Raw genomic sequence first — 19733 nt, forward strand, 5'->3', positions numbered from 1 at the left:
AGGACAGGATATGACGATCGACTTCTACTGGCGCCTGCCGACGCATGGTTGCCACAACAGCATCCGGACGAGCGGTTACGAGCGCGGCGACTGGTCGCCCCTCGCCTCCGGAAACATCGCGCCGGGTCTGGATGCCGGCGGCGAGCCTGACGGCTTCGCCTATATCGATCATCTTGCCGAAATCGCAAAAGCGGCGGAGGCGGTGGGTTTTCAGGGCGGCCTTATCCCATCCTTCCCGAACACCGACGACCCGTGGGTGATTTCGTCGCTGCTGGCGCGCGAGACGAAGAGCTTTCGCTTCATGATCGCCTTCCAGCCGGGGTTCGGCAATCCGGTGCACACCGCGCGCGCCGCGGCAAGCCTGCAACGGGCGACCGGCGGACGGTTGCTCTTCAACATCATCACCGGCGGCGGCGGGCCCGCGCAGCTCTGGTGGGGCGACAGCTTCGCGCACGACGATCGTTACGGCCGGACAAGCGAATTCCTCGACATCTTCCGCGGCATCTGGGAATCCTCCGCCTTCTCCTATGACGGACGCTTCTATCAACTCAGGAATGGCGGCCTTCCCTCGCTGCTTCGGCAGGAAGAATTCCCCGAAATCTGGTTCTCGGGCTCGTCCGACGCGGCACTCCAGACCGCCGCGCGCCACGCCGACTATTATCTCTCCTGGCTTGAGCCCTTCGACCAGCTCGGCGACAAGTTCGCGCGCGTGAAGGAGCGTACCGCAGCCCTTGGCGGCGAGCAGAAATGCGCCGTCCGCGTCGACCTCGTCGCCCGCGCGACCGAGGAAGAAGCCTGGCGCGACATCCGTGCAGGCTTCGAGAATGTCAGCGAGGAGACGCGCCAGCGCTGGCGCGGGCAGGCCACCGATTCGATCGGCGCGGCGCGGCAGGCGGCGCTGCGCCCGAGCGACGCCCGCCATTATGACGAGCTGATCGTCGCGCCCAATCTCTGGGGCGGCTTCAACCTGCTGCGCGGCGGTCCGGCACTCGGGATCGTCGGCAGCTATGAGCAATGCGCGGCGCAGCTCGACGAACTGATCGCGCGCGGCGCCGATGCCTTCATCCTCGCCGGCACGCCGCATCTCGAGGAAGCCTATCGGGTCGGCGAAGAGGTGCTACCGCTCCTCGGTCGCGAGACCGCGTCGCTTCTGCAAGCCGCCGAATAAGCGAGCCGACAAAAAAAGGGCGCCGAGACCTGTCCGGCGCCCCTTTTTTTTGCGCTCTATCCGATCAGAAGCGGAAGACGACTGCGGCACCCGCGGTCAGCGGATCCGCCCACGCCACCGTATCGCCCGTCACGCCGAGCGCGGCATTCGCCGCCGGCAACGCGTGGTTGAGATAGCGCACATCGAACAGATTGTTGATGAAGCCGGTGACGCTGACATTCTCGTCCTTCGTCGTGTAGGTGACGCGCAGATTGGTGATCGTGTACGGCTTTTGCGTCAGATAATAACGATTCACCGGATCTTGCGGCGTCACATAGTAGAATTGTCGCGACTGGTATCGCGCGTCCGCTGCAAGTTCGAGCTTGCCGATGTTACCTAGCGCGAAGCTATACGATCCCCCGACGTTGAGCGTCGCCTTCGGCGCGCGAACGAAGCGGGCGCCGGCAAGGTTTGCGCCGCCGTTCTGCACCTGGAACCGCGTATATTCGGTGTCGAGAAGGCCGAGCGCCGCGTTGAACTCCAGGCCCTCCGCCGGCGCAAGCGTCAGTTCGAATTCGGCCCCGTCGACCTTGGCCTTTTCGGCATTCTGCAGATAAGAGACCGTCGCGCCGCCGACCGCGCCGGGATTCGGCCCGACGACATTCACCTGCACATCCTTATAATCATAATGGAAGGCCGTGGCGTTGAAACCGACGAGCCCATCGAACCAACTCGACTTGTAGCCGATCTCGAACGCGTCGAGCTTCTCGGGCCGGACATCGGTCAGCGCGATCGCCAAGGTCGCGGCGGTATTGAAGCCGCCCGATTTCACGCCATGCGAGAATTTCGCATAGAGAAGATGATCGCGCGCGATCTTCCACGACGGGGTGATGTCGTAAGTGAAGGCGTCCCATGTCTCTTTGAGCGAATTGCTGAACGTGCCCGGCCCGCCGTACGTGCCGGTGTAGCTGTTCCACCATTGCGCGAGATTGCTCCACGACGCGGCGGCGGCGTTGGGCGAAGCGCGGCGCACGAAGTCGACCTCCTTGGTCTCCCGGCTCCAGCGGCCGCCGAGCGTGAGCTTCAGGCTGTCGGTGAAGGCAAAGCTCGTGCTGCCGAAGACAGCGCCGCTTTCGGCCTTGTGATGATAGGCCGTGTCACTGAAGGCCGCGGGAGCCGTACCCGGCAGCGACGGAACCGAGCCCCGCGGCAAGGTCGCCGAGAAGGCGTTCGAGTTGATGTCCTCGTTGAAATAGAAGAGACCGACGATCCATGTCAGCCGGTCGTCCTGCGGTGACGCCAACCGAAGCTCCTGGCTCCACTGGCGCGAGCGCGCCTCGGTATAGCCACGCGAGATTTCGAGCGGCGTGTAATCGCTCTCGCCGGCGCCGCGCGTCTTGTAGCGTTCATAGCCCGTGATCGAGGTCAGGGTGATCCCGCCGAAATCCCAGTCGAGATGCAAGGACCCGCCAAGTTGGCTCGATCGCCCATATTCGGGCGCGTTCGCGCTGATGTCGTTGATCCGCGTCGAGGGCGCATAGCCGTTCCGAACCACGCCGCTCGGGACATAGCTTGCTGTCGTCCAATAGCTGCCGTCGGTATCATAATCGCGGTAATGGACGCTCAGCAGCGCCTCGAAATTGTCGGTCGGCGCCGCGAGCAATTGCCCGCGCACGACGACGTCCTTCACCGCATTGGACTTCTCGCCGGTGAAGAGATTGTCGAACCGGCCGCCGCGATCGTCGAAGCGCGCCGAAACGCGCGCGGCAAGCCGATCCTCGACGATCGCCGTGCCGACCCCCGCCTCGACGACCTTGTTGTCGTAGGTCCCATATTCGAGCTTCACATAATTGCCGTCGTCACCGGTCAGCGACGGCCGCTTCGAGATGACGTTGATCGCACCGCCGGTCGTGTTCTTTCCCCACAATGTCCCTTGCGGACCGCGCAGCACCTCGACCCGCTCGATGTCGAAGAGCGGCAGACCGGTGGCGCTCGCGTTGCTGATATAGACGTCGTCGAGATAGAAACCGACAGGATTCGCGAGGTCGAGCTGCTGCTGCCCTGCCCCCACGCCGCGGATCCACCAGCGCGGACGCCCGTGCTGCTGCGTCCCCGCCGACGCATTGGGCACAAGGTTGAGCACCTCGTTGGCCGACCGCCCTAGCCCGCCGACCGTGAACTTCTCCTCGCCGATCGCAGTGACCGCCACGGGCACATCCTGAAGCCGTTCTTCCCGGCGCTGCGCGGTCACCACGATCGCAGAACCGGAATCGCCCGCATCGGCCAACGCCGCGTCGCCAGCGGCCGCGGCGTCTTCATTCGCATGCGCGGCGCCAGCCTGCCCTGCCGCCAACATGGCAGCGACGCTACAACCGAGCAGGCGCCAAGATTGGGACGCGATAGATTTCCTGGACACTGAGATTACCCCTTATCGTTGAAACGACCCGCACGTCGCGGAGCAGACAGGGGCGGAAACGCAAAGGGCGTGCCAGTCTCTTAAGCAGTTGATTTAAAACGCTTATCGGTTGATATCGGGATCGGGAGTGAACGAAACTGCACACCACACGATGTCAGTGCTGCTGTATCCTCAACAGCAAGCGCGCATTTCGCATGATGGGAAACGGATGCTCAGGAGCAGTCGGACGGATTCCAGTACCGAATCTCAAAATGCGGATGTCAGCTGGCTACTCGGACGCGACATCCGTTCGCCACCGCCCGTGCCACATATCTGAAATTTTCCGAGGTTAGCGACCGTTCCTTCGGCACTGGAGCGGACATGGCGAAAGACCTGATACTTACGGGGCCCGGCGCCGGCCTGACCCCTGCGGTGCAATATGTCCGCATGTCTACCGAGCATCAGCGCTACTCGCTCGATAATCAGCGTATATTTATCGCATCATTCGCTGCACACCAAGGCTTTGAAATCCTTAAGACCTATGAGGATGCGGGAAAAAGCGGTCTAACCTTGGACCGTCGCCTTGCCGTCGTTGGTCGGGTATCGACACATCATGTTCTGCCTGCCGCGCCGTCGAGACGCGAAGGTAGAGAGCAGCGCGCGCCCCCGTGATGGTCTGCGGCGCGGTCATGGCACTCTCCAAAAGGTCGGTTCAAAGGGGCGAGGAAAATAGCTCGTCGAAGAGATCGCCGAACCAGCGTTCAAACACTTCGACTTCGGCCAACGTAACCGGAACGGGATCGGGCCAATCATCGGTGACGCGCCACGTCGAGAGGTCATGCTTTGGAGGGCGACCGGGAAAGGGCCACGGCTTGCCGAGCAGCGCTTCAAGCTGTTGCGATGCGCTGGGCGCTCGCTCAGAGGAAGGGCGGGCCATGCTCCAACGGTCGCGCAGTAAATCGCGCGATGGAACAACAATCCGCACTTCCTTGGCTCGCATCCAATAATGGAGACGAAAAAGAACGAATGGGAAAGATCGGATTCCGGCGTTGGTGCGGCTTTGGGGCGCTGTTCCAGCGTCCCGACGCGAATCGCCAGCATAAATGCGTCGGGCAAAAGGCTAGCCGAAGCGCTCGCGGGCATGTTCTTCTCTGGCCTTGCGAATGGCGCATAGCGCCCGGACTATCTCCCGCTCGACCGCCTTTTCGCTGATGCCGAGACGATGGGCGATACGGTCGTATGGAAGATCGTCGAAGCGGTGCATCAGGAACACATCGCGGGTTCGCTTTGGCAAGCGAGCAATCGCCCATTCGATCCGCGCAATCTCCGGATCGGGAGCCTCGCCAAAATTTGGAACGACCGGCGGCGGGACGAGCAGGTCGCGGATCGTGCGCGCGAAGCGGGCGGCGAGGTTGCCGTCAGCCACGAGCCTTCCTCCGCCGTGGGCGAGGGTGTCCCGTCACGCCTCGCACATGATCGAGCAAATCTCGGAGCAAGGGCGGCACATCGGGTAGCGACTTGGGCACCGGGGGCCGCGATTCGTCGAAGTCCGGATTGCGCCAGACGTTGTAAGGCGACAGCACAGGAGCCAGCAGTTCAAGTGCGGGGGAGTGATAGTTGAGGCCGGTCAAGTTGGCGTAGGCCAGCGCCTTTCCGATATGCAGTCCAATATGTCGGGCGCACCACCTGTCGTCGAAACCGACGTCCAGCAGATGTGAGGTTAGAGCCAACTGCGCCACGATGCCGGTTTGATAGAGAAGGTCGCTTGTGTCGGAGAAAAGCCGTTCCTCAATCGCGAGGAAGAAGCTTTCGGCGTTGCGATAGCGGCACCGGCTCAGATGTCGGCCCTCGCGCGTTCGAAGGACGTCTGGCGCCGCCCGGCGCGGGGGTGATCGGTGTTCTGAAAGCGGCCCCACCGGCTGACATCGAGGACGAGGATTGTGTCGAAGTCGGCTGTCCCGCTCAAAACGTCGCTCAGCATTTGCTTCAAGGCGGGACGACCGCTCAATGTCAACCCGCTCTTTCCGCTATCCTCGTACGTCCTGACAATCTCGAAACCGCGGTAAGCTGCAAACGCCGCAATCGCGATCCGCTGGTTGTCAGGTGAGTATCTTTGGTGTTCGGTTGACATACGGATATATTGGGCTGCCCGCGTCGGCCCCGCGCCTGCGCCTTGAAAAACTAATTCCTTCGCCATCCTGCTTTCCTAGGTCTCGACGCGGGCCGTGCGCGGTGCTCCCCCTATATTCCGGGTCAGCGCTGTGCCTTCGTGTTCTTGGTCGCGGCACTTCGGGCGTGGGCGGCGACGGCAATCTCTCTGCGCGACCCTGCGTAGCCGACAAGGGCATAGGCTCTCGGCATACTCCCCAGTCGTCGCCGGAAGAATTGCGGATCCGGGCAATACGGATCCGCGCTGATGATCTCCGTGGTCAGATAGCCGTGCAATGACAGCAGGCGTTTGAGGTGGTCGACCAGTTGCTCATTCGTGACTCGTGTCCCATCGGGATTACGATGTCGTCGAGGTTTGAAACGCCCCGGCATTCCCACCACGTCCCGCTGCGTCCGCTTCAGCGTCGCCAGCCTCTGCGCTTCCGCCGTCACAGGAAGGCCCATCTTTGCGAGAATTTTGGATATGCCGCCGACGCGGGCGCAGATGTAATTATATGACGGCAGCGAGTTATCGTCGTTGATCAACCGCACGCTGAGGAACCCTTGATCCTCGTGAAGTGTGCGAAGCCGCTCCAGTAATTCGGCGGACGTGTAGCGGCGCCCTTGCGGATTTGGTGGGTAATATTTCGGCGGATCATAACCGATCCGCTGATAGGCGGCGACCATGCTTCCGAAGCGCTGCACTATCGTAGCAGGAGACGATACGTAGTGACACTCAACAATCACTTTGTGCGTCAGAACGCCTTTTTCCGCCAGCAAGCGCGACATGCCAGCCAGAATCTCTTCGTTCGTGAAAAGTTGGCGACAATTGACTAGCCTCGTTTGCGCGGCCTCGAACATTTCCAAGGGGATGATGGGATCGAGAACCTTTGTTCGTACCCAGTCCGTCTCCGGAACGGCGACCTCCAATCCAAGGTTGTTCCGTTTGCGACCAAATACATAGTCTCCGACATAAAGGGGATTGCTCAAAGTGCGTCGCACCGTCGCGTGGGTCCAGCGGCTTCCGTTCGACTGCGTCTGTCGCTGTCGGTTTACGCCCGCCTCCTGACACATATATTCGTAGTGCGCGGCTTGATCGAGGTCTTGAAAACGACCCCATCGGCTGACATCGAGAACAAGAATGGCGCGAAATTGCCTCTCATCACTCAGTACGTCAGCGAGCAGCCGCTTTAGTGCAGGGCGAAGGCTGGTGCGCTGCACGCGGTTTGAAGGTCGTCGACACCTATGTTGAATCGGGCGCCTCGGCGACCAATGACCGCCGCCCGGAGTTCCAGCGGCTGATCGAGGCCGGAACGTCGAAACCGGCGCCGTTTGACCTCGTGGTGGTCCACAGCTTTTCGCGCTTCTTCCGTGATCATTTCGAGTTGGAGTTCTATATCCGCAAGCTCGCCAAGAATGGCGTGAAGCTCGTTTCCATCACGCAGGAAATGGGCGACGATCCCATGCACGTCATGATGCGCCAGATTATGGCGCTGTTCGATGAGTATCAGTCGAAGGAGACCGCCAAGCATGTGCTGCGTGCTATGCGCGAAAATGCTCGGCAAGGCTTCTGGAATGGATCGATGCCGCCGATCGGCTACCGCGTTGTCGCAGCCGAGCAGCGCGGCGCCAAGGTCAAGAAGCGGTTGGAGATTGACCCCTTCCATGCCGAGACCGTGCGAACCATTTTCCGGCTAGCTCTAGAGGGCGATGGCATATCAGGCTCGATGGGGGTCAAGGCAATCGCGGCGTGGCTCAACGAGAGGTCCATTCGCACCCGCGATGGCGGGCGTTGGGGCCTTGGTGCCGTCCACCAGATACTGACCCGCTCGACCTATACCGGACGTCACGAGTTCAACCGCCGAGGGAAGGATAGGAAGCTTAAACCGAGGTCAGAGGCCGTTGCGGTCGATGTGCCCCCGATCATCGATCAAGCGACCTATGAGGGGGTGCAGGCGCACTTGCAGGCCCGCAATCCCAAGAAGATGCCGCCCCGCGTCGTGAGCGGCCCGACCCTCCTTACCGGCCTCATTCATTGTGCGAAGTGCGGTGGCGCCATGACCATCCGTACCGGCAAAGGTGGCCGATATCGCTATTATGCCTGTTCGACGAAGGCACGGCAGGGGGCGACCGCCTGCGCTGGCATGACGGTACCGATGGAGAAGCTCGACGATCTGGTAGCCAAGCATCTGGAGGACCGGCTTCTCCAACCCGACCGGCTGGAAGCCATCCTGTCTGCGGTGCTGGACCGGCGACAGGAACAGGCAACCCGCAAGCGCAGCCATGTGGCGGACCTTAACAAGCGAGCCACCGAGACCGACCTGCGCCTAAAGCGGCTCTTTGACGCAATCGAGAATGGGATTGCCGATGTGGACGACCCGGACCTCAAGGAGCGCATCGCAACTCTAAAGGCGACACGCGATCAAGCCAAGGCCGATGCGGAGCGCGTGACCGCCGCGCTCGGAGCTGCGGGCCAAAAGTCAGTCGCGCCCGAGATGCTGGCGAAGTTCGCCACCACCGCGCGGCGGCGGATGCGAATCGAAGAGGGCGGCTATCGCCGGGATCATGTCCGCGCGCTTGCACAGCGGGTAGAGGTCGATGTCGGAGAGGTTCGGATTATCGGCTCGAAAAGCAATCTGCTGGAAGCGCTGATCGCGGGAGCCGCCGAAACAAAGCCGGGCGCAGTGCCCAGCTTTGTTCCGAAGTGGTGCACCCGACAGGATTCGAACCTGTGGCCCCCAGATTAGGAATCTGATGCTCTATCCTGCTGAGCTACGGGTGCACGCGCGGTCCGTGTAGCGGCGCGGGGCGCCAAGCGTCAATCGGTGCGGACCAATTAGCCGCGGCGTCAATTCACCGCGTCGGGCGGAACGATGGGCACTAGCAGCGGCATCGCCGCGATGCCGTCGTCGCGCAGCGCCTCCGCCTCGGCGGGCGACGCCTGGCCGTGGATCAAATCCTCTTTCGCACGCCCCTCATGCATCGCACGTGCGGCGCTCGCAAAATCGCGGCCCACCCAGCGCGATTGCGGCAGCATCTCGGCCTGCTTCGCGGCGATTTCGGCGATCACCTTGCGCACCAGTTCAGGCGAAGGCTCCCCCGCCGCCGGCGCGTCGACGGGTTTCGCGGCAACGCTGATCTGCTGGTTCGATTTCGCGCCGACGCGCGGTGCCATGATCGCTTTTGCGACCTCGCTGTCGCCGCACACCGGGCAGGCGATCAAACCGCGCGCCTGCTGGTCCGCAAAGCTGTCGCTGCTCGCGAACCAGGCTTCGAACCGGTGGGCACCGGCCGCGCAGCAAAGATCGAAGACGATCAAGGGTCAGGCCGGGCCGAGCAGCGGGTCGAGCCCGCCGCGCGCATCGAGCGCGGCCAGGTCGTCGCTGCCGCCGACATGCTTTCCGTCAATGAAGATTTGCGGCACGGTGCGCGCGCCGCCGGCACGATCGACCATCGCGTCGAAACCCGCGCGGTCCATCGTCACGTCGATTTCCTGATAATCCGCTCCCTTGCGATCGAACAGCGCTTTCGCGCGCGTGCAATAGGGGCAGAAGAATTTGGTAAAGATTTCGATCTTTGCCATGCGGCTATCCTGTCATCCTTTCATCGAACATATCGGAATCAACGCGCGCAAAGTCAAATATGTTGCTCGTCATCAATGCATCCGGGACGACGCGCGCCCAGGTGAGCGCGGATATGCGCGCCGCGCCGCTCCGCCGCAATGCCCGTGCGGCCGCGCGCAGGGTCGCGCCGCTCGCGTGGACGTCGTCGATCAGCACGAGGTGGCGGCCCGCCGCCTTTTCCTTCGCTCCCGCTGCCAGCCCGAAAGCGCCCGCAACGATCCGTTCGCGCTCGCGCCGTCCCTGCCCGCGCAGCATCTTGGTCGCCCTCGTCCGGAGCAGCAGGTGATGGTCGTGCGGAATGCCGGCAAGCCGCGTCAGTTCGGCGGCGATCAGCGCGGCCTGATTGAACCCGCGCGACCAGAGCCGCCAGCGGTGCAGCGGGATCGGGACAAGCAATATCGGCGCGTCCCCCGCCAGCGCCGCCAGCCGGCGCGCCATCAATTGCGCCATCAGCCGCGCGTGCCCCGTTCGCCGCCCATATTTGAGCCGCAATGCGACAGTCCGCGCGACGGGTCCATAAGCGACCGCGGCCGGCGCACCATCGAAGGGCGCCGCCGCCGCAAGGCACGCGCCGCAGGTCACCGGTCCGCCCGGCAGGGCGGTCGGCAGCGGGATCGAGCATCGCGCGCACGCCGGACCGTCGAGAAAGTGCAGCGAGGACCAGCAGCTCAGGCAAAACTGGCGGTCGTCATCGACGATGCTCCCGCACCCGGGGCAGCGCGGCGGCAAGGCATAATCGACGACTGCGCGCGCGATATGGCGCAAACCGCGGCCGATGTTTCCCACCGCCGCCCGGTCCTCTGCAATATCCCCCATGCCTGGCCCCATAGCGGACTTGTGAACCAACGCCTTGGGCGGCACAAGCGCCGCATGTCGCAATCCCCGCTCTTCTCCCCCGCTCGCCATCGCGCCCAGCGCGATCGCATGGCCGGCCTGCCTGGCGATGCCGATTTTATCGCGCCGATCGTCACCGAAACCTTGCTCGACCGCCTCGCCATGGTCACGCGCCGCTTCGACCGGATCCTGCTGATCGGTGCGCGTGACGAAGCCTTGGCTGCGCATCTGCGCGAACTTGGCACGACGCTGACCCTGCTCGAGGCGGGACCGCGCCTCGCCGCCCGCACGGGCGCCGTCGCGGGCGAGGCGGACGGCGTCGACATGCCCTTCGGCAGCTTCGACCTCATCGTCTGGCCAGGCGGGCTCGACAGCGTCAACGACGTGCCCGGCGCGCTCATCCGCCTGCGCGCGCTGCTCGCCCCCGACGGCCTGCTGCTCGGTGCTTTCACGGGCGACGGCAGCCTGCCGCGCCTGCGCCGCGCGATGATGGCCGATGGCGTGCGTACGATCGCACGGCTGCATCCACAGATCGACCTGGCGGCGATGGGCAATCTGCTCCAGCGCACCGGCTTCACCCTCCCCGTCGTCGATGTCGATACGCTGACCGTCCGCTATGGCGACTGGTTCAGCCTTGTCCGCGACCTGCGCGCGGCCGGGCTGTCGAGCCGGCTTGCCCCGGCTCCGCCGCCGCTGACACGCGAAGAAGCCGCCCGCATCGCCGCCGCCTTCGCGGGCGAAGCCGATCCCGACGGCCGAATCGCCGAGACGTTCCGCCTCATCTATTTCAGCGGCTGGGCCCCGCACCCCGACCAACCAAAGCCGGCACGGCGCGGCAGCGGCACCGCCTCGCTCGCCGAAGCGCTGAAACCGAAGATTTAGACCAGCGCTTCGAGCAGCCCGATCAGCGGTTTGTCGGCCGGCGGCATGGCAAGGCCATGAAGCTCGACCGGCCGGACCCAGCGTAGCGCGCTGGCGTGCTGCGCGACCGGTGTGCCGCGCCATTTGCGGCAAACATAAAGCAGCAACAGCAGATGCCGGTCGCCCAGCGTATCGCTGGCGAAACAGGCGGGCGCCAGGCAGGCGTGGTCGACGTCGATCGCCAGTTCTTCGCCAAGCTCGCGGATCAGCGCCTGTTCGGGGGTTTCGCCCGGTTCGACCTTGCCGCCAGGAAACTCCCACAATCCCGCCATCGAACCACCCTCGGGCCGCTGCTGGACGAGCAGGCGGCCGTCGCGGTCGATGAGCGCCGCCGCGACCACGAGAAGACAGTTTTCCATGGGATTCCCGGTGATCGGCGCAGCCAAATTATTAACCCTCCTGTGCGATCTTCGGCACCCTTGCGGAACTATAACTGCAGTTAGGGGCGGAACAATGAGCAAAATTTCCGAGCTGATGCGGTCGACCAGGGCCGCAACAGCCATCGAATATGGGTTGATACTCGCGCTGATCTTCGTTGCCATCATTGCCGCGGTCAGCGGCGTTGCCGCCGAGACCCGCGGGATGTGGACTTTTGTTTCACAAACATCCGACAAAGCGACCAAGGGGCAGTGACCGTTCAGTTTTGGGACAGCCGGCCGCGCAACACGCTTTTCGACATTAAGCCTTTTAAAACCAATTCTCCGTAGATCGAGACATGTTGACTACGACCAGACCGTCAACAGGGTAAGTGATTTGTCAGGAGACCAGACATGAAGTTTTTCAAGAAGTTCATTCGCAACGAAAAAGCCGCCACCGCCATCGAATATGGCCTGATCGCAGCTCTCATCGCCGTCGCCGGCATCGCCGCCTTCCGTTCGGTCGGCAGCACCGTCAGCGGCACCTTTACCAAGGTCGACACCGAACTGCAGGCGGCGAATAAGGTTAAGACGACGAATTAATCGCTTTTCCTCTCGCTACCAGACGTAGCCAGAGAGCGAGGATCGGAAAGGGCGGTGGAGCGATCCACCGCCCTTTTTCGTGTCCGCCGGATGCCCTAGCGGCTGGCGTAGACGACCAGCTTGACCTTCTGTCCCGGCGTCAGGCGGCTGGTTGCGGACAGCCGGTTGAGCACCTGGAAGCGCTCCGACTGATAATTGCTGTACGCCATCCGCTTCGCAAGGCCCGCCACCGTGTCGGCGCGGCCGACCGTCACGACATCGATCCGCCGTGGTTTGATCGCCGCCGCCTCGGCCGTGTTCAGCCGCCGGACGCTGTTGAACATCGGATTGAACACCCCGGCGCCGCCTGCCTTGGTCAGCGCGACGAAGTGAAAGGCCTGAGTTTTCGAAAATTCATACGCGAAGACGGTCACATCGACCTGCCCCGACTGGGTGTTCGCGCGCGCGACCGCATAAGTGGCCGGAATGCCGTTCACCGTCGTCCGCTGAAGATTGCCCGGGCTGATCGACGCATTCCCTGCGACCGATTTGAACACCGCCGCGATATAGGCGTTCATGTCGCCATGATAGGCGCCGGTCGAAAATTGCGCCTGCCCGCCGTTGCCGCTGACCGACACCGCGCTCGCGCCATTCTGCATGCCATAACCATTCGGCACCGCGAACTTCAGCTTGAAATCGGGGTGCAGGAATTCATTGCCCTCGACCACGCCCTGTTTGGGATCGTCGCCATAGAGCACGCCGTCGACCGACGTCAGGAAAGCGTCGGCGTTGCGCACCCCGCCCGTGCCCGCGCGGCTCGCCAGCGCCTCGGCGTTGCGGACGCGCGAGGCTGGATCGGGGTGGGTGCTCGCCCATTCGGGAAGCGCGCGCGCATCGCCGCCCGACAGCCGCGCTTCCAGATTCGTCTGGTTGGCAAGGCTCGCGAGCATCGTCGACAGCGCCAGCGGATCATAACCGGCGCTGCGCAGATATTGGACGCCAAGCTGATCCGCCTCGAGCTCCTGGCTGCGCGAAAAGCCCAGCGTCGCATATTGCGCGACCTGCATCGCATTATTCTGGATCAACCCGCCCAGGCCGCCGAGCAGCCCGCCATTGTCACCGATCGCCCCGCCGACCACCTGCGCCAGCACGCCGAGAATCGCATTGCGCGTCGCCGCCGACTGCCGTTTCTTGCTGTGCTGCGCCGCGACATGCCCGACCTCATGCCCCAGCACGCCCGCCAGTTCGGCCTCGTCGTTCATCAGCGCCATCAGCTGGCGCGTCACATAGACATAGCCGCCGGGGATCGCGAAGGCGTTGTTCACCGGCGAATTGAGCAAGGTCACGGTGAAATCGCTGGGGCTGCGCGACAGACCGGACTGGACCGCGATATTCTGTCCGATGCGATTGACATAGCTCGCCTGCTGCCCCGCATAGGCGCCGCCGAACTCCTCCATCAGCTGCGGATGCGCATCCTGCCCCTGCTTGCGATCACTGGCGGAAATGCTCGTCGCCGTCCGGATCGCCTTGGTCTTGGCGTCGGCGGGCGCATTGACCCCGCCCTGTCCCATCACCATGCCGGCGGCCAGTGTGATGGCCAAAGCGGTCATCGTCTTGCGGATCATCGGTGCGCCTCCCTTATGGTTTGATTGCCAAGCATATTCCGTTTTCAGGAATATCCTCTGATCATGACAAGGCAAGCCGCGACCGAACCGGGGCTTGCCCATATCTCGCAAAAATAACGCCAAAGGCGTGGATCAGGTTCCGGGATCAGGCGCGGCCCATGGCAAGGAATTTTTCCTCGCGCGCGGCAAGCAATGTATCGCGCGGCAGCCCGGCCAGCGCGCCCAGTTCCTGATCGATCGCGTCGCCCAGCGAAGCGATCGCCACTTCGGGCGCGCGGTGCGCCCCGCCGACGGGCTCGGGAACGATGCGGTCGATGACCTTCATCGCCAGCAGATCCTCGGCCGACATCTTCATCGCCGCCGCGGCATCGGCCGCCTTGTCCGACGTGCGCCACAGGATCGACGCGCAGCCCTCGGGCGAAATGACCGAATAGACGGCATGTTCGAACATCAGCACGCGGTTCGCCGCCGCCAGCGCAATGGCACCGCCCGACCCGCCTTCGCCGACGACCGCCGCGATCATCGGCACGCCCAGCGCCAGACATTGTTCAGTCGACCGCGCGATCGCTTCGGCCTGCCCGCGTTCTTCGGCCTGGATGCCCGGAAACGCGCCCGAGGTGTCGACCAGCGTCACCACCGGCAGCCCGAAACGGTCGGCAAGCTGCATCAGGCGGATCGCCTTGCGATAGCCCTCGGGCTTCGCCATCCCGAAATTATGCTTCATGCGCGACGGGATATCGTCGCCCTTCTCATGCCCGATCACCATCACGCGCCGGCCGCGAAAGCGCGCAAGCCCGCCGAGGATCGCCTGATCGTCACCGAAATTGCGGTCGCCCGCCAGCGGCATCCAGTCGTCGAACAGCCCCGCGACATAATGTTTGAAATGCGGCCGGTCGGGGTGGCGCGCGACCTGCGTCTTTTGCCACGGCGTCAGCTTGGCATAGATTTCACGCAGCAATTTCGAGGACTTGGCCTCCAATCGCGCGATGTCGCCGTCGATATTGAGCGTCGGATCGTCGCCCATCTCGCGCAATTCGGCAATCTGGCGATCGAGCGCCGCGACCTGTTTTTCGAAGTCCAGAAAGGCTGTCATCGTCGGACCGCTAAGCCGATGGCGTCGCAACGTCAACGTCTGGCGCGGTGCGCCCGGCATCCATATGCGCCAGCGGATGCCGCTTGTTCACCAGTTCGACGAGACGGCGGCTGTCGACGTGCGTGTAAATCTCGGTCGTCGCGATATCGGCATGGCCAAGCATCAGTTGCAGCGCGCGAAGATCCGCCCCGCCTTCCAGCAGGTGCGTCGCAAAGGCATGGCGCAGCACGTGCGGGCTGATCGCCGCGGGGTCGATCCCGGCGCGGCCCGCAAGCCCGCGCAGCATCTGGAACAGCCGCACGCGCGAGATATGCGCCTTGCCCGATGGAAAGAGCCAGGGCGAACCGTCGGCGAGCAGCGGCGTCCAGCGATCCAGTACGTCCCGCGCGCGTCCGGACAACGGCACCAGCCGTTCCTTGTCGCCCTTGCCGCGCACGATCAGAAATTCGCGCCCGCCCGCCATCGCGCGGCGCGGCAGCGACACCAGTTCGCTCGCGCGCAGCCCGGAGCCATAGAGCAGTTCGAGCAGCAACAGCATGCGCACCGCCGCGGCCGGCGGCACCTCGCCCGCCGCCTCTTCGACCGCCTGCGCGAACAGCCGCTCGACATCCTCGTGCGTCAGGATGCGCGGCAGCGGACGCTGCGTTGCCGGGCGTGCAATGTCGAGGGCGGGATTATCGGCGCGCTCCCCCTCGTCGAGCAGAAACGCGAAAAACTGGCGCAGCGCCGACAATTTCCGCGCCGCGCTGCTCGCCGCAAGCGATTGATAATCAGCCATCAGTTTCCGAAGCGCGGCGACGTCGGCATCCGCCAGCCCGCCCGTGATCCACTCGGCCGCCTGATCGAGATCGCGCCGATAAGCGGCGAGCGTGTTGCGCGAAGCGCCGCGCTCGGCCGCCATCATCTCCAGAAAGCGGTCGATCAGGGCGCCGTCAGACATGGCACAAATCCGGCCTTGTCATTGGCTTGCGTCCTGTCGCCACGGCAAAGGTCGTGTGTTCGCGCGAAGGCCGGAACCCAGCATCTGCCGGTGTCATTTTGAACTGTCCGGAGATGGATCCCCGCCTTCGCGGGAACACGCAACTTTTCGGACGCCCTATCACAGCAGGCCGCAATATGGGACCGGACCTGCAAACTCAGACACGCACCACCGCTTCGGCGGCGATCATCCGCGCTTCGGAGCCAAGCCCCACTTCGCGCAGCGCGCGGACGATATAATAAAGATGATAGGGCGGCACCTTGGACCAGTCGCCCTGCATCCCCGCCGCCGCGAGCAGCGCGACCATCCCCGGCTCGCGCCGTTCGGCCGCCGCCATGATCGCCCGCGACCAGCGCGTCTGCTTGCCGAGGTCGACGCCCAGATCGCTCGCCGCCGACGCGGCGCCGCTGGCGTCGATGCGTCCCAGGCCAGCCAGGCCGGCCAGCAGGAATTTCGAGCGCAGCGATTCGGCACTGCTGTCGTCGCCGGCAAAATTGCCGATCGCGCCCGCGCTCATGCCGCTGAGCGGGCGCGGCGAGCCGACCGCGAGCACGCCCCATGCGTGGCTGCCGACCGAAACGCTGGGCACCCAGTCGATCGCGTTATGGTCGTATCCGCCCGCGAACATCGATCCGACCAATTGCCACGGATCGTCGCCGACCTCGGTGTTCATCGGCAGCGCCGCGGCGGCGCGCGCGGTCGCGACCATCGCGGCATAGCGCTGCGGTGTATTCGCGTCGGCGCCCCACAACCCCTGCATCGCGCCGTAACGCTCGGCCCCGCTCGCCGCGCCGTAGGCGCCTCGCAGCGCATCGGTCTGCGTCGCGAGCGCTTCGCCCGGCTCTTCCTCGCCCGCGGCGGCGCTGAGCAGTGAGACATAGGCTTCGCTCGACAGCACGCCGCGCGCCGCGGCGTCAGGCGCCGCAGCGACGCGCTGCGCCATGTCGGTCATCGGCGCCAGCACCGTCCAGCCGCGCATATAGGCGGGTTCCGACGCGCGGAGCGGCTCGGGAATCGGAATTGCCGTCGCGGTCGCCAGGCCAAAGCGCCAGCTGGTCAGCCGGTCGACCTTGTCCCACTCGATCGTCGTCGACCGGCGTCCCGCACCAGTGGCGCCGAGCACGCGCTCGGCGAGCAATATGTCGAAGTTGGAGATTTTCCCGCTCGACCGCACCCGGCTGATCGCCCAGCCGGCGGGGCCGGCTTCGCCCGACAGGCCGGCGCAGATCGCAGCGGCGAGCCGCCATGCCTGTTCGTCGCCATGCGCAAGGCCGGCGGGAACATAGGCACACATGCCCGCCGGATCGGCGTTGGCGAGAAACGCCTGCTGCGCGACCGAAACGAGGCGCGGGCTCGCGCGGTCATAATCGACCGACTGGACGATCCAGCGCGCCGCAATCGATTCGCCCATGCGGAGCAGCAGCGCGGCGCGCTCGGCCGCCAGGTCGGCGCCGTTGATCGTTTCGGGCGTGTCGATTGCCGAAGTCAGCGACCGCCGTAGCAAGATCTGTCCCCAGCGCGACGCCAGGTCGCCGCGCGTATTGCGCATGATCGCGGCGGCATATTGCCCGCGCACGCCGAACGCATCGGGTGCCAGCCCGCCCGTTTCAGGGGTCAGCGGCCCAATGCGCGTCAGCAGCCGGCGCGCGCCGGGCGGCAGGTCATATTTCAGCGTGCCGGGTGCAACCTCTTCGCCTTCTTCGCCGCTTTCCGTGTCATCGGCATCGCTCGCGGCGCTGCTGGCGACGGTGGGCGTGACCGGCGGGGCGATCGTAATGGCTTTCGGTGTGGCTTTCGGCGTCGGCGCCGCGCTGGGCGAGGGCGTCGGCGACGGGCGCGGTGCGGGGGTCTCGGCGGGATTGCCGAACCCTTCGGGGAGCAGCGATTCCTGTGCCAGCGCGGGGAGGACCAGCGCCGCGGCCATGGCGGTGCCCGACAGGCCCAGCGTCAGCGATAGGATTATCTTCTTCATCGCGAAGCGCTTTCGGCAATCTTGTCGGTCACGTCCACCTCAATCGTCTTGGGCTCGATCGGCCGGCCCAGAAACAGCAGGAACAGCCAGAAGGCCATCAATAGCAGGCCCAGCACGATCGCGCGTGCAATCCAGCGGCCTTTTCCCGATCTGCCCTTCGCGCGCAATATCCCATGCCCACTATTCGTCGCAGGGCGAAAACCATTGTCCCGCCCGGTTCGGGCGGTATAGCCGCGCGCATCATGTCGCGAAACCCGAAAAGCCCGGCCCCGACCAGCACAAAGGCGACCCGCGCGTCGATCCGCGAACGGTCGATCGTGCTCGTCGGGCTGATGGGGTCGGGGAAATCGACGATCGGGCGCCGGCTGGCGCAGCGGCTCGGCATGCGCTTTGCCGACGCCGACGATGAAATCGAACGCGCGGCGGGGATGACGATCTCGGACATTTTCGCGCGCTTCGGCGAGGCACATTTTCGCGACGGCGAACGGCGGGTGATCCAGCGGCTGCTGACCGGCAAGCCGCTGGTGCTCGCGACCGGCGGCGGCGCCTTCATCAACGACGAAACGCGCGCGCTGATCCTCGCGGGCAGCCTTTGCATCTGGCTCGACGCCGACATTCCGACGCTCGTCGATCGCGTCGGGCGCCGCAGCCATCGCCCGCTCCTGAAAGATCGCGACGCGGGCGAAGTGCTCCGCGAACTCGCCGCGATCCGCAACCCCGTCTATGCCGAGGCGCATGTGCGCATCAGTTCGGCCAGCACACCGCACGACCATACGGTGCGCGCCATCATGGAGGCTCTCTCGCAATGGAACAGCTAAGCGTCGACCTCGGCAGCCGCAGCTATCCGATCCTGATCGGCGACGGGCTGCTCGCCGACATCGGCCGCCATGTCGCGCCGCTCCTGAAGCGCCCAAGGACGATGATCGTCACAGACGCCCATATCGCCCCCCACTATCTGACGCGCGTCGGCGCCGCGCTCGGCCGTGAAGGAATTTCCTTTTCCTCCTTCGTCCTCGATCCCGGCGAGGGCACGAAAAGCTGGGCCGGCCTTGCTCGCCTCACCGACTGGCTGATCGGCGAAGGCGTCGAGCGCAGCGATCATGTCATCGCGCTGGGCGGCGGCGTGATCGGCGACCTCGTCGGCTTCGCGTGCAGCATCGTCAAGCGCGGCTGCCACTTCGTTCAGGTGCCGACCACCTTGCTGGCACAGGTCGACAGCAGCGTCGGCGGCAAGACCGCGATCAACGTGCCCGCGGGCAAGAACCTCATCGGTGCCTTCCATCAACCCGCGCTCGTCGTCATCGATCCGACGACGCTCGAAACGCTGCCGCGCCGCGAACTCGGCGCCGGCTATGCCGAGGTCGTCAAATATGGCCTGATCGACGACGCCGCCTTTTTCGCCTGGTGCGAGGAACATGGCGCCGCGCTGCTCGCCGGCGACAGCGCCGCGCGCCACAAGGCGATCGCCCACAGCGTCGCCGCCAAGGCGCGCATCGTCGCCGCCGACGAGCGCGAAACGCAGGACATCCGCGCCCTGCTCAACCTCGGCCACAGCTTTGGCCACGCGCTGGAGGCCGAAACCGGCTATTCGGACCGGCTGCTCCACGGCGAAGCGGTCGCGGCGGGCATGGTGCTCGCGCATCAGTTTTCGGCCGCGAACGGCCTTTGCCCCGCCGAGGATGCCGATCGCGTGCGCGATCATCTGGCAAGCGTCGACCTGCCCCACAGCCTTGCCAGCGCCGGGATCAACACCGGCGGCGCGGTGCTCGCGGGTCATATGGCGCACGACAAGAAGGTGCGCGGCGGCAGGCTGCCGCTGATCCTGACGCGCGGCATCGGGCAAAGCTTTGTCACCGAGGACTATGGCCTCGATGCGGTGGCGGCGTTTCTCGATCGCTGAAGGGCGGAAGCCCGCGCGCCGGGAACGGCTGGTTGCTGATCTTCCTTTCGTCGTCACCCCGGACTTGATCCGGGGTCCCGCTTGATGCCGAAACTGCCGGTGCGTCCAAAAAAAAGCGGGATCCCGGATCAAGCCCGGGATGACGAAGGAGGGCAGGA

General features: G+C 64.7%; 22 protein-coding genes and 1 tRNA gene. 8 read left to right on the forward strand and 15 right to left on the reverse strand.

Features of this window, described 5'->3' with window-relative positions; all coding sequences use genetic code 11:
• The first annotated feature begins 10 nt into the window (after positions 1-10).
• Positions 11-1168 (forward strand): LLM class flavin-dependent oxidoreductase, encoded by a 1158-nt coding sequence (locus FHR22_RS15990; RefSeq protein ID WP_166944610.1) that lies wholly within the window; start codon positions 11-13, stop codon positions 1166-1168.
• Positions 1169-1232: 64 nt separating this feature from the next.
• Here the strand turns inward: FHR22_RS15990 and FHR22_RS15995 are convergent, their stop codons facing one another.
• Complete coding sequence (locus FHR22_RS15995; RefSeq protein ID WP_166944613.1) at positions 1233-3503, reverse strand: TonB-dependent receptor; 2271 nt, start codon at positions 3501-3503, stop codon at positions 1233-1235.
• A gap of 420 nt (positions 3504-3923) precedes the next feature.
• On the opposite strand from FHR22_RS15995, the gene FHR22_RS16000 reads away from it, so the two are divergent.
• On the forward strand, positions 3924-4214 hold the full coding sequence (locus tag FHR22_RS16000) for a recombinase family protein (protein WP_166944615.1): 291 nt from the start codon (positions 3924-3926) through the stop codon (positions 4212-4214).
• A 40-nt stretch (positions 4215-4254) separates the two neighbouring features.
• On the opposite strand, the gene FHR22_RS16005 is transcribed toward FHR22_RS16000, so the two are convergent.
• The 4 genes from FHR22_RS16005 to FHR22_RS16020 all read right to left on the reverse strand — a co-directional run bounded on the left by FHR22_RS16005 (position 4255) and on the right by FHR22_RS16020 (position 6911).
• Positions 4255-4542: a hypothetical protein gene (locus FHR22_RS16005; RefSeq protein ID WP_243853761.1), complete on the reverse strand. Its 288-nt coding sequence runs from the start codon at positions 4540-4542 to the stop codon at positions 4255-4257.
• Positions 4543-4662: 120 nt separating this feature from the next.
• Entirely contained in the window at positions 4663-4968 is a 306-nt protein-coding gene (locus FHR22_RS22570) for a sigma factor-like helix-turn-helix DNA-binding protein (protein ID WP_166944617.1), read from the reverse strand.
• A 408-nt stretch (positions 4969-5376) separates the two neighbouring features.
• A complete protein-coding gene (locus FHR22_RS16015) occupies positions 5377-5739 on the reverse strand; it encodes a recombinase family protein (protein WP_243853762.1) in 363 nt (120 codons plus the stop codon).
• Between the two features lie 56 nt (positions 5740-5795).
• On the reverse strand, positions 5796-6911 hold the full coding sequence (locus FHR22_RS16020; protein ID WP_166944619.1) for a recombinase family protein: 1116 nt from the start codon (positions 6909-6911) through the stop codon (positions 5796-5798).
• Here FHR22_RS16020 and FHR22_RS16025 point away from each other — a divergent pair.
• Positions 6884-8437, forward strand: a complete 1554-nt coding sequence (locus FHR22_RS16025) for a recombinase family protein (protein WP_341786648.1) — start codon at positions 6884-6886, stop codon at positions 8435-8437. The two genes, FHR22_RS16020 and FHR22_RS16025, sit on opposite strands and share 28 nt — an antisense overlap.
• Here FHR22_RS16025 and FHR22_RS16030 read toward each other — a convergent pair.
• The 4 genes from FHR22_RS16030 to FHR22_RS16045 all read right to left on the reverse strand — a co-directional run bounded on the left by FHR22_RS16030 (position 8396) and on the right by FHR22_RS16045 (position 10129).
• Positions 8396-8472: transfer RNA gene (locus tag FHR22_RS16030), tRNA-Arg, on the reverse strand. The two genes, FHR22_RS16025 and FHR22_RS16030, sit on opposite strands and share 42 nt — an antisense overlap.
• Positions 8473-8538: 66 nt before the next feature.
• Positions 8539-9009 (reverse strand): DUF1178 family protein, encoded by a 471-nt coding sequence (locus tag FHR22_RS16035; protein ID WP_166944621.1) that lies wholly within the window; start codon positions 9007-9009, stop codon positions 8539-8541.
• 3 nt (positions 9010-9012) lie between these two features.
• Positions 9013-9273, reverse strand: coding sequence for a glutaredoxin 3 (gene grxC, locus FHR22_RS16040; protein WP_166944623.1), 261 nt, complete (start codon positions 9271-9273; stop codon positions 9013-9015).
• Positions 9274-9277: 4 nt separating this feature from the next.
• The gene (locus FHR22_RS16045; protein WP_166944625.1) at positions 9278-10129 is read right to left on the reverse strand and encodes a double zinc ribbon domain-containing protein; all 852 of its coding nucleotides are present in this window, start codon (positions 10127-10129) and stop codon (positions 9278-9280) included.
• A 21-nt stretch (positions 10130-10150) separates the two neighbouring features.
• Here FHR22_RS16045 and FHR22_RS16050 point away from each other — a divergent pair, with 21 nt between their 5' ends.
• Entirely contained in the window at positions 10151-11029 is an 879-nt protein-coding gene (locus tag FHR22_RS16050; protein WP_341786641.1) for a methyltransferase domain-containing protein, read from the forward strand.
• Here the strand turns inward: FHR22_RS16050 and FHR22_RS16055 are convergent.
• Positions 11026-11427 carry a (deoxy)nucleoside triphosphate pyrophosphohydrolase gene (locus FHR22_RS16055; protein WP_166944627.1) on the reverse strand — a complete coding sequence of 134 codons (402 nt, stop codon included), beginning with the start codon at positions 11425-11427 and terminating at the stop codon, positions 11026-11028. The genes FHR22_RS16050 and FHR22_RS16055 overlap by 4 nt on opposite strands.
• A 94-nt stretch (positions 11428-11521) precedes the next feature.
• Between FHR22_RS16055 and FHR22_RS16060 the strand changes: the two genes are divergently transcribed.
• Entirely contained in the window at positions 11522-11701 is a 180-nt protein-coding gene (locus FHR22_RS16060; protein ID WP_166944629.1) for a Flp family type IVb pilin, read from the forward strand.
• Between the two features lie 137 nt (positions 11702-11838).
• Positions 11839-12027: a Flp family type IVb pilin gene (locus FHR22_RS16065; protein ID WP_166944631.1), complete on the forward strand. Its 189-nt coding sequence runs from the start codon at positions 11839-11841 to the stop codon at positions 12025-12027.
• 95 nt (positions 12028-12122) lie between these two features.
• Here FHR22_RS16065 and FHR22_RS16070 read toward each other — a convergent pair whose 3' ends face one another.
• The 5 genes from FHR22_RS16070 to FHR22_RS16090 form a co-directional block, all read right to left on the reverse strand.
• Positions 12123-13631, reverse strand: coding sequence for a M48 family metalloprotease (locus FHR22_RS16070; RefSeq protein WP_425057458.1), 1509 nt, complete (start codon positions 13629-13631; stop codon positions 12123-12125).
• 145 nt (positions 13632-13776) lie between these two features.
• Complete coding sequence (locus FHR22_RS16075) at positions 13777-14724, reverse strand: acetyl-CoA carboxylase carboxyltransferase subunit alpha (protein ID WP_166944633.1); 948 nt, start codon at positions 14722-14724, stop codon at positions 13777-13779.
• Between the two features lie 10 nt (positions 14725-14734).
• A complete protein-coding gene (locus FHR22_RS16080) occupies positions 14735-15664 on the reverse strand; it encodes a tyrosine recombinase (protein ID WP_166944635.1) in 930 nt (309 codons plus the stop codon).
• Between the two features lie 196 nt (positions 15665-15860).
• The gene (locus FHR22_RS16085; RefSeq protein ID WP_166944637.1) at positions 15861-17675 is read right to left on the reverse strand and encodes a hypothetical protein; all 1815 of its coding nucleotides are present in this window, start codon (positions 17673-17675) and stop codon (positions 15861-15863) included.
• Positions 17672-17842 carry a hypothetical protein gene (locus FHR22_RS16090; protein ID WP_166944639.1) on the reverse strand — a complete coding sequence of 57 codons (171 nt, stop codon included), beginning with the start codon at positions 17840-17842 and terminating at the stop codon, positions 17672-17674. The genes FHR22_RS16085 and FHR22_RS16090 overlap by 4 nt, the downstream gene beginning before the upstream one ends.
• 75 nt (positions 17843-17917) lie before the next feature.
• Here FHR22_RS16090 and FHR22_RS16095 point away from each other — a divergent pair, with 75 nt between their 5' ends.
• Together FHR22_RS16095 and aroB are read left to right on the forward strand one after the other, a co-directional pair.
• Positions 17918-18493 carry a shikimate kinase gene (locus FHR22_RS16095; RefSeq protein ID WP_166944641.1) on the forward strand — a complete coding sequence of 192 codons (576 nt, stop codon included), beginning with the start codon at positions 17918-17920 and terminating at the stop codon, positions 18491-18493.
• Positions 18481-19575 (forward strand): 3-dehydroquinate synthase, encoded by a 1095-nt coding sequence (gene aroB, locus FHR22_RS16100; RefSeq protein ID WP_166944643.1) that lies wholly within the window; start codon positions 18481-18483, stop codon positions 19573-19575. Before FHR22_RS16095 ends, aroB begins: the two co-directional genes overlap by 13 nt.
• The last annotated feature ends 158 nt before the right edge of the window (positions 19576-19733 follow it).

The sequence above is a fragment of the Sphingopyxis panaciterrae genome (assembly GCF_011762125.1).
In the GTDB taxonomy this organism is placed as follows: Bacteria; Pseudomonadota; Alphaproteobacteria; order Sphingomonadales; family Sphingomonadaceae; genus Sphingopyxis; species Sphingopyxis panaciterrae.